The following is an 8,815-nucleotide window of genomic DNA, read 5'->3' on the forward strand; positions in this document are numbered from 1 at the left end:
GATCTCCGCGCTAGTCACGTGACCGGAATCAACCCGTTGTCGGTGATCGATGCTCGGGTTTCCGCCACGGACACCGCGGCCAGCGAAAGTCGGTGCGCGGCGTCGGCCAGGTCGGCCACCGGGAGCGTGTAGGGCAGCCGCAGCCAGCGTTCCAGCCCGCCGGCCGGCGCGAAGAACGAGCCGGGAACGACCCGCACGCCGAAGTTCTGCGCGACCGCCGCGATCCGCGTCCCGGACGGCTCCGGCAGCCGGCACCACAGCGACAGGCCGCCGTCGGGGACCCGGAACGTCCAGTCGGGACACCAGTGGCGCACCGCGTCGGCCAGCGCGTCCCGCCGACGCGCGAGCTCCCGGCGGCGTTCGACCAGGTCCGCCGGGTCGGCGTCGAGCAGTTCGGCGAACAGCAGCTGTTCGAGCACCGGCGAGCCGAGGTCCAGGCCCCGGCGCACCGCCAGCAGCCGGTTGACCACCTCGGCCGACGCGCGCAGCCAGCCGATCCGCAGCCCGCCCCAGTGCGACTTGCCGGCCGACCCGGCGGCCAGCACCAGGTCCCCGGCGAACGCGCCGAGCGGCGGCAGCGCGACCGGCTCGGCCCGCAGGTCCAGTTCCAGCTGGGTCTCGTCGACCACGACCGGGGTCCTGGCGCGGCGCAGCGCGGCGGCGAGCCGTTCCCGGCCGGGGACGTCGAGCTGGTGGCCGGTGGGGTTGTGGAAGTCGATGATCAGGTAGGCCAGGCGGGGGGCGGCCTGGCGCAGGGTGGCCTCGACGCCCTCCAGGTCCCACCCCTCGTCGGTCATGGCGACCGGGACGGGCAGGGCGTGCGCGGCGCGGACGGCCTCGATGGCGTTGGGGTAGGTGGGCTGCTCGATCAGCACGCGGTCGCCGGGGCCGACCAGCAGGCGCAGCGCCATCGCCAGGCCGTGGTGGGCGCCGTTGGTGACCAGGATCTCGTCCGGGCCGGTCGGCAGGCCGCGTTCGGTGTACCGGCGGGCGAGGCGTTCGCGCAGGTCGGGGTGGCCCTGTTCGTAGTAGCCGTGGCCGCCGAGTTCGGCGACCAGGCGGGGCAGGGCGGCCGCGGCGGCGGCCTCGATGCCGGGGATGGCGCTGGGCACCGCGCGCGCGAAGTCGATGACGTGCGGGTCGCCGTCGGTGAGGCCGTGGTCGGTGACCGGCCCGTCGGGCACCGCCACCCAGGACCCGGCGCCCCGGCGGCTGACGACCAGCCCGTCGGCGCGCAGCCGTTCCAGGGCGGCGGCGACCATGGTGCGGCTGACGTCCACGGCGGTGGCCAGTTCCCGTTCCGGGGGGAGCGCGGTGCCGGCGGGCAGCCGGCCGTCGAGCACCAGCAGCCGGATGCCGGCGGCGAGATCTACGGCACCCTGCCGCGAGCCGTGGCGGCGCCACCTGCCCAGTAGCTGGGCCAATCTGCGTGCACTGACTCTTCCAGCGGCGTTCATGTGACCAATTCTTTCAGATTGGTCATTGATGAGGGAGTGTGGCTTTGTTCAGGATGGCGATGTGGACTTACAGCATGTGTCGGTACGAGCCAGTCCGGTGCGCCGGTTGACCCAACTGCTGGCCGGGCTCGCGCTCTACGGCGCGAGCATGGGCCTGATGGTGCGCGGCGCGCTGGGCCTGGACCCGTGGGACGTCCTGCACGAGGCCCTCTCAGAGCGGACCGGCCTGTCGTTCGGCACGGTGACCGGCATCATCGGCGCGCTGGTGCTGCTGTGCTGGATCCCGATGCGCCAGCGTCCCGGGCTGGGGACGGTGGCCAACATCGTGCTGATCGCCGTGACGGTCGACGCGACGCTGGCCCTGGTGTCGACGCCGTCGTCGCTGTGGCCGCGGATCGTGCTGCTGGTCAGCGGTGTGGTGCTCAACGGCCTGGCCACCGCGACCTACATCGGGGTGCGGCTCGGGCCGGGGCCGCGCGACGGGCTGATGACCGGACTGTCGGCGCGGACCGGGGTGTCCCTGCGGGTGGTGCGGACCGGGATCGAGCTGACGGTTCTGGGCGTTGGCTGGTTTCTCGGTGGAACGGTCGGGGTCGGGACCGTGGTGTACGCGCTGTCGATCGGCCCGCTGACCCAGGCCTTCCTGCCGCTGGTGACCTGGCGCGGCCGGTGAGGCGTCAGCCGGCCTTGGCGAAGTGCCGGAGAACGGCGGTGTAGGTGAGTCCGTGCTCGGCGAGAATCTGCGCGGGAACTCCGGGCGCGGCGGCCATCGCCAACAGGAAATGGTGGTCGGAAATGTGCCGGTCGCGGTTCTCCTTGGCCTGGACGAGCGCGTTGGTGAGAATGTTCTTGGCTTCGTCGGCGAAGGGGATGTGACTGCCCGGCAGGTGCGGGCGGCGGCGTTTCGGCGCGGCGAGCGCGTCGGGACCGTGAGTGGCCTCGATCCGGGAGACGATCGACGGGAGGTCGATTCCCAGGCCGGACAAGGCATCCACTTCGGACTGGGTGAGGCCGGCCCGACGCCTCGCCTGCGCGAACTCGTCCCGGACGTCCTCGGGAAGCACCCCGGAATCGGCCAGCAGCGACGCGGTGACGGCCGGCGCGCGCAGCAGGGAAAGCATCAGGTGTTCGGCGGTGACCCGCTCCGCGCGGTCGTTCTCGGCCTCACTCACGGCGTTCAGGACGACGTGTCGGGCGGATTTCGTGAAACGTTCGAACATGTCAGGCCTTTCCGTGTTTCTTGTGGACCGCCTGTCGGGTCACGCCCAACTCGGTCGCGATGTCCTGCCAGGACCAGCCGTTGACGCGCGCGTTGCGCACCTGGACCGCTTCGAGGCGTTCGAGGAGCTTGCGCAGGGCGGCCACCGCCCGCAGTCCGACTCGGGGGTCCTGGTCGCCGGCGTCGGAGGCCAGCTGGGTCGCCTCACTCATGATGTCAATCTACGTTGACAACTGTCCCGTGTCAACCGGAGTTGACGCGTAGGATGTGGATCATGAAAATCGACGTGGCGGAGCGCCCCGGAGTGGGCCTGGACGGGCAGGAACGGCCGAGCGAGGACGTCGTCGTCGTACTGCCCAACGCCGTCGTCGTCCTCGACGGGGCCACCACCCTGCTGCCCGGCCGGCGCAGCGGCGGCTGGTACGCCACCCTGCTGTCCGGGCAGATCGCCGGACGGCTGACCGGCTACCCCGACATGGACCTCGCCGACCTGCTCGCCGCCGCCATCGGCGCGCTGGCCAGGGAACAGGACCTGGTCGCCGGCGACGCCCCGGCCAGCACGGTCGCCATCGCCCGCTGGTCCGGCGACACCGTGGAGGGCCTGGTCCTGGGCGACAGCCCGATCGTCGCCGTCACCGCGCAGGGCCCCCAGGTCCTGGCCGACGAACGACTCGCCACCCTGCCGCGCACCGGACCCGGCTACCGCTCACGGCTGCGCGCCGGCGGCGGCTACGGCGCCGACCACGTCGCCGCCCTGCGCACCTCCGCCGTCGGCGTCGACCGGCTGCGCAACACCGAGGGCGGCTACTGGGTCGCCGAGGCCGACCCCGACGCCGCCTACCACGCCGTACGCGCCCGCTGGCCGCGCGCCGACGTGCGGCAGGTACTGCTGGCCAGCGACGGCGTGTCCTGCGGCGTCGACGACTACGGGATCCTCGACTGGCCGGCCGCCGTCGAACTCGTCACCACGGCCGGCGCGCAGGCGATGCTCGACGCGGTCCGCGCCGCCGAGGAACAGGACCGGGACGGGGCCCGCTGGCCCCGCCCCAAGCCCCACGACGACCAGGCACTCGTGGTCGTCGACCTCCAGAGCGAGAACCGGGACTAGCGGCGGCCCAGCCCGTTCCACTCGAAGCCCGCGCGGCGCACCACGTCCGGGTCGAGCAGGTTGCGGGTGTCCACCACCACCGGGCGGGCCACCACCCCGGCCAGCTTCGACCAGTCCAGCGACCGGAACTCCGCCCACTCGGTCAGCACCACGACCGCCTCGACACCCTCGGCCGCCTGGTACGGGTCGTCCACCAGGGTGATGCCGTCGAGGTCGGCGCGGACGTCACCGGAACGCAGCGCCGGGTCGTAGCCGACGAGCTTGGCACCGGCCTGACGCAGCAGCGCGGCCACCGCCAACGCCGGGGAGTCCCGCAGGTCGTCGGTGCCGGCCTTGAACGTCAGGCCCAGCACGCCAAGGCGGACCTTGGACAGCGAACCGCCGCGCTTGCCGGTGACCGCCAGCCGCACCTTCTCCACCATGCGCTGGCGCTGGCGGTTGTTGGTGTCGATGGTCGCCCGGATGAGCCGGAACTCGAAGTCGGCGGCGTCCGCGAGCTGCAGCATCGCCGAGGTGTCCTTGGGCAGGCACGAGCCGCCCCAGCCGGGACCCGGCTGCAGGAACGCCTGGCCGATGCGCTTGTCGTAGCCCATGCCCTCGGTGACGTCGGAGATGTCCGCGCCGAGGCGGTCGCACAGCTCGGCGATCGCGTTGACGTAGGACAGCTTCATCGCCAGGAAGCAGTTCGCCGCGTACTTGACCAGCTCGGCCGACGCGGCGTCGGTCAGCACGGTCGGCGCGCCGAGCCGGGCGTAGAGGGCGGCCACGCGCTCGGCGGCGTCCTGCTGGTCGCAGCCCACGACGATCCGGTCCGGGTTCAGGAAGTCGTGCACCGCCGAGCCCTCACGCAGGAACTCGGGGTTGGACACGACCGCCACGTCGTCGCGCTCGATCAGCTCGGCGGTGCGCTGCGCGCTGCCCACCGGCACCGTCGACTTGTTGACCACGACACACCCGGCCGGCAGCAGCGTGCCGACCTCCTCGATCACCGACTCGACGATCGACAGGTCGGCCACCCCGCCGACACCCATCGGGGTCGGCACGCAGAGGAACACCACCTCCGCGCCCTCGACGGCGGCCGGCGCACCCAACACGAACGAGAGCCGGCCGGCGGCGATGCCCTCGGACACCAGCTCGGCCAGGCCCGGCTCCAGGATGTCGACCTCGCCGGCGCACAGCCGCTTCACCTTGTCGGCGTCGACGTCGGCGCAGACCACGTGGTGGCCGAGTGACGCCAGGCACGCACCGGTGGTGAGTCCGACATAACCGGTGCCGATCACCGCGATCCGTCGTACGAACACGGCCCACTCCCCTTCGTGCGAACGAACGTCCCCTCGCAGGGGAACCTACAGGGGCCGACCTCGCCGAATTTCCGCCACTCCCGGTAACAGTGGCCCGCGATCGGCCGACCTACCTCAAGGAGTCAGGTGCGCGCAGGCCCGCACCCGGGCCCGCACCCAATGTCCGGAATCGGGGTCCGGAGCACAAGTCCGAGAGGAACTCGCGTGGTTACGTCACGCTTATTTCGTGCTGCCCGCGTCACGGTGACCGTCACGGCGGGAGAGGCCGGATGACCGGCCTGCGGATCGGTGTCTTCGGCCTGGGCTACGTCGGCTGTGTGTCCGCCGCGTGCCTGGCCGCGCGGGGGAACCAGGTGGTCGGGGTGGACGTGAACCCCACGAAGGTCGACCTGGTCAACCGGGGTCAGGCGCCCGTGGTCGAGGAGCGGATCGGGGAGCTGACGGCCGACGTGGTGCGCGCCGGTGCGCTGCGCGCGACCACCGACGTCGCCTCGGCGGTCGCCGGGACCGACGTGTCGCTGGTGTGTGTCGGCACACCGTCGGCGCCCAACGGCAGCCTGTCCACGGCCTACCTCGAACGGGTGGCCGAACAGATCGGTGAGGCGCTCGCGACGCGCACGGATGGCCGGCGTCACACCGTGGTCTTCCGCAGCACGATGCTGCCGGGGACCTGCCTGAACCTGCTGGTCCCGATCCTGGAGAAGGCGTCAGGGCGCACCGCCGGGGTCGACTTCGGGGTGGCCGTGAACCCGGAGTTCCTGCGTGAGGGCACCAGCGTGCGGGACTTCTTCTCCCCGCCCAAGACCGTCGTCGGCCAGCTCGACGAGGCCAGCGGCGACGTGGTGGCCGCGCTCTACGACGGCCTGCCCGGCGAGGTGTTCCGGGTGCCGATCCCGGTCGCGGAGATCACCAAGTACGCCGACAACTCCTTCCACGCGCTGAAGGTCGGCTTCGCCAACGAGCTCGGCGCGATCTGCGCGGCGCTGGGGCTGGACTCACACAGCGTGATGGACGTGTTCCTGGCCGACCGCAAGCTCAACGTCAGCCCCGCCTACCTGCGGCCCGGGTTCGCCTTCGGCGGCTCGTGCCTGCCCAAGGACCTGCGCGGGCTGGTGCACGCGGCGCGGCGCGCGGACGTGGCGGTGCCGATCCTGTCGCACGTGCTGCCCTCCAACGAGGAACACCTGCGGCGCGCGTTCGACCTGGTGGCCAGGACCGGCAAGCGGCGGGTGGGCCTGTTCGGGCTGTCGTTCAAGCCGGGCACCGACGACCTGCGGGAGAGCCCGCTGGTGGAGCTGGCGGAACGGTTGCTGGGCAAGGGTTACGACCTGCGCATCCACGACGCCAATGTGAGCCTGTCGCGGCTGCTGGGCGCCAACCGGGAGTTCATCGAGGCCCGGTTGCCGCACCTGGGGCAGCTGCTGCTCGGTTCGGTCGAGGAGGTGCTCGACCACGCCGAGGTGATCCTCGTCGGCTGCACCGACCCCGACGTGCTGGCCAGGCTGCCGCACGGCGGGCCGCAGACGATCGTCGACCTCGTCCGCCTCCCCGACGCGCGGGCGCGCCGGGCCGAACCGGGATACGTGGGCCTTGCCTGGTAGAGCGCTGATCCTCGTCGAGAACCTCTCCGTCCCGTTCGACCGCAGGGTGTGGCAGGAGTCGACCACCCTGCGCGACGCCGGCTGGGAGGTGCACGTCATCTGTCCACAGGGGAGCAAGCGGGACACCGAGCCGTTCGTGGAGCTGGACGGGGTGCGCGTGCACCGCTACCCGCTGCGCGCGGCGACCGGCGGCCCCGCCGGCTACCTCAAGGAGTACGGCTCGGCGCTGTGGCACACGCTGCGCCTGGCCCGCGAGGTCGGCGAGGTGTACGGGCGGGTGGACGTGGTGCACGCGTGCAACCCGCCGGACCTGCTGTACCTGGTGGCCAAGCGGATGCGCCGGCGCGGCACGCGGTTCGTGTTCGACCAGCACGACCTGGTGCCCGAGCTGTACCTGTCGCGCTTCGACCGGGGCGAGGACCTGCTGTACAACGTGGTGCGCCGGCTGGAGCTGGCGACCTACCGGCAGGCCGACGTGGTGATCGCCACCAACGAGAGCTACCGGCGGGTGGCGATCGACCGGGGCTCGATGGCGCCGGAGAAGGTGTTCGTGGTCCGCAGCGCGCCGGCCACCGACCGCTTCCGGCAGGTGCCGGCCGAGCCGGAACTCAAGCGGGGCAAGGAACATCTGCTCTGCTACCTGGGGGTGATGGGCCCGCAGGACGGCGTGGACCACGCCCTGCGCGCGCTCGCGGCGCTGCGTGACGAGCAGGGCCGCAGCGACTGGCACGCGGTGTTCGTCGGCGCCGGCGACACCTTCGACCAGATGCGCGCGCTGGCGACCCAGCTCGGCCTGGACGAGTGGGTGGAGTTCACCGGCCGGATCCCCGACGAGGACCTGGTGCGCTACCTGTCGACCGCCGACGTGTGTCTGTCGCCCGACCCGCTCAACCCACTCAACGACGTGTCCACGATGAACAAGGTCATGGAGTACATGGCCATGGGCCGGGCGATCGTGTCCTACGAGCTGCGCGAGGCGCGGGTGTCGGCCGGCGAGGCGGCGGTGTACGCGCGGGCCAACGACGTCTCCGAGTTCGCCAAGCTCACCGCCGAACTGCTCGACGACCCGGACCGGCGCGCGCGGATGGGCGAGATCGGCCGGGAGCGGGTCGCCGGCGAGCTGTCCTGGGCGCGTTCGGCCGAGTCGCTGCTGGCCGCCTACGCGGAGGCCATCCGGTGACCCAGCCGGTGCACACCGACGCCGTCGGCCTGGCGCTGGTCGGGCGGGTGCTGCGGCGGCGGTGGCGGGTGCTGGCGGTGTGCGCGGTGGCCGGCGCGCTGGCCGGCGCGGCGGCCTCGCCGCTGCTGTCCCCCGGCTACGAGACCTCGGCCAGCGTGCTGTTGCAGGGGCCACGGGCCGCCGACGAGCTGCGGACCGAGGCGCAGGTGGCGGCCAGCTCGGTGGTGCTGGACCGGGCGGCGGCGGGCCTTGGCGGCGGCGTGACCGGCGCCGACCTGGCCAGGACGGTCGAGGCGGCGGTGGCCGACGGCAACATCATCGAGATCACCGCGGTCGCGAGCGACGCCGAGGCGGCCCAGGCGAGGGCCGACCGGGTGGCCCAGGAGTACGTCACGTTCTCCACCCAGCTGCTCGGCGACACCGAGGACCCGTCGGCGCGGGTGTCCCAGGACCAGCAGGAGAACCTGCGCCAGCAGGTCACCCAGACCATGCGGCGGATCTCCGAGCTGCACGACTCGGCCGGGCGCGGCGACACGATCGACAGTGTCGGCGTGCGCACCGGGCTGGAGTCGCTGCGCACGGCGCTGGCGCAGGCGATCACCAAGCTCGACGAGCTGGACGCGGCGACCGGCCGGGCGAAGATGGTGGTGATGGGCCCGGCACAGCGCCCGGCCGCCCCGGCGGCGCCGACGATGGTCCACCTCGGCGCCGGCGGCGCGCTGGCCGCGCTGGTGCTTGGCCTGTTCGGCCACCTGCTGGCGTCCCGGCTCGACCGGCGGGTGCGGCCGGAGCCGGAGATCGCCGGCGCGCTCGGCACCACGGTGCTCGGCTCGGTCGACGAGCCGGCGATGCCCGAGGACCACCCGGCCCCCGGCGCGCTGCGCCGGCTGCTGGGCCTGGGCGCGCCGCCCTGGCACGCGCCGGACCTCGCCGAGGCGGCCGCGGGCCA

9 protein-coding genes are annotated in these 8,815 nt (G+C 72.7%); 5 read left to right on the top strand and 4 right to left on the bottom strand.

What is annotated here, in order from left to right; translation table 11 throughout:
* Positions 1–14: 14 nt before the first annotated feature.
* Positions 15–1,457, bottom strand: coding sequence for a MocR-like transcription factor YczR (yczR, locus tag BLA60_RS40675; protein WP_075138444.1), 1,443 nt, complete (start codon positions 1,455–1,457; stop codon positions 15–17).
* Positions 1,458–1,485: 28 nt separating this feature from the next.
* Between yczR and yczE the strand changes: the two genes are divergently transcribed.
* Positions 1,486–2,130 carry a membrane protein YczE gene (yczE, locus tag BLA60_RS40680; RefSeq protein ID WP_075138445.1) on the top strand — a complete coding sequence of 215 codons (645 nt, stop codon included), beginning with the start codon at positions 1,486–1,488 and terminating at the stop codon, positions 2,128–2,130.
* Positions 2,131–2,134: 4 nt separating this feature from the next.
* On the opposite strand, the gene BLA60_RS40685 is transcribed toward yczE, so the two are convergent.
* Positions 2,135–2,677 carry a Clp protease N-terminal domain-containing protein gene (locus tag BLA60_RS40685; protein ID WP_075138446.1) on the bottom strand — a complete coding sequence of 181 codons (543 nt, stop codon included), beginning with the start codon at positions 2,675–2,677 and terminating at the stop codon, positions 2,135–2,137.
* A gap of 1 nt (position 2,678) precedes the next feature.
* A complete protein-coding gene (locus BLA60_RS40690; RefSeq protein ID WP_075138447.1) occupies positions 2,679–2,888 on the bottom strand; it encodes a helix-turn-helix domain-containing protein in 210 nt (69 codons plus the stop codon).
* A 62-nt stretch (positions 2,889–2,950) separates the two neighbouring features.
* On the opposite strand from BLA60_RS40690, the gene BLA60_RS40695 reads away from it, so the two are divergent.
* Positions 2,951–3,784, top strand: coding sequence for a hypothetical protein (locus BLA60_RS40695; protein WP_075138455.1), 834 nt, complete (start codon positions 2,951–2,953; stop codon positions 3,782–3,784).
* On the opposite strand, the gene BLA60_RS40700 is transcribed toward BLA60_RS40695, so the two are convergent.
* The gene (locus BLA60_RS40700; RefSeq protein WP_075138448.1) at positions 3,781–5,085 is read right to left on the bottom strand and encodes a UDP-glucose dehydrogenase family protein; all 1,305 of its coding nucleotides are present in this window, start codon (positions 5,083–5,085) and stop codon (positions 3,781–3,783) included. The genes BLA60_RS40695 and BLA60_RS40700 overlap by 4 nt on opposite strands.
* A gap of 278 nt (positions 5,086–5,363) precedes the next feature.
* Between BLA60_RS40700 and BLA60_RS40705 the strand changes: the two genes are divergently transcribed.
* The 3 genes from BLA60_RS40705 to BLA60_RS40715 all read left to right on the top strand — a co-directional run.
* Positions 5,364–6,686, top strand: coding sequence for a nucleotide sugar dehydrogenase (locus tag BLA60_RS40705; RefSeq protein ID WP_075138456.1), 1,323 nt, complete (start codon positions 5,364–5,366; stop codon positions 6,684–6,686).
* The gene (locus BLA60_RS40710; protein ID WP_075138449.1) at positions 6,676–7,866 is read left to right on the top strand and encodes a glycosyltransferase family 4 protein; all 1,191 of its coding nucleotides are present in this window, start codon (positions 6,676–6,678) and stop codon (positions 7,864–7,866) included. The genes BLA60_RS40705 and BLA60_RS40710 overlap by 11 nt, the downstream gene beginning before the upstream one ends.
* The coding region (locus tag BLA60_RS40715) for a YveK family protein (protein ID WP_075138450.1) at positions 7,863–8,815 on the top strand (953 nt) is incomplete at its 3' end. The genes BLA60_RS40710 and BLA60_RS40715, both read left to right, overlap by 4 nt.

Source organism: Actinophytocola xinjiangensis, assembly GCF_001921215.1.
In the GTDB taxonomy this organism is placed as follows: domain Bacteria; phylum Actinomycetota; class Actinomycetes; order Mycobacteriales; family Pseudonocardiaceae; genus Actinophytocola; species Actinophytocola xinjiangensis.

What these genes read in the sequence shown, in the direction of transcription:
- yczR (WP_075138444.1), bottom strand. Translation starts at nt 1,457, where the DNA reads ATGAACGCCGCTGGAAGAGTCAGTGCACGCAGATTGGCCCAGCTACTG.
- yczE (WP_075138445.1), top strand. Translation starts at nt 1,486, where the DNA reads ATGAGGGAGTGTGGCTTTGTTCAGGATGGCGATGTGGACTTACAGCAT.
- BLA60_RS40685 (WP_075138446.1), bottom strand. Translation starts at nt 2,677, where the DNA reads ATGTTCGAACGTTTCACGAAATCCGCCCGACACGTCGTCCTGAACGCC.
- BLA60_RS40690 (WP_075138447.1), bottom strand. Translation starts at nt 2,888, where the DNA reads ATGAGTGAGGCGACCCAGCTGGCCTCCGACGCCGGCGACCAGGACCCC.
- BLA60_RS40695 (WP_075138455.1), top strand. Translation starts at nt 2,951, where the DNA reads ATGAAAATCGACGTGGCGGAGCGCCCCGGAGTGGGCCTGGACGGGCAG.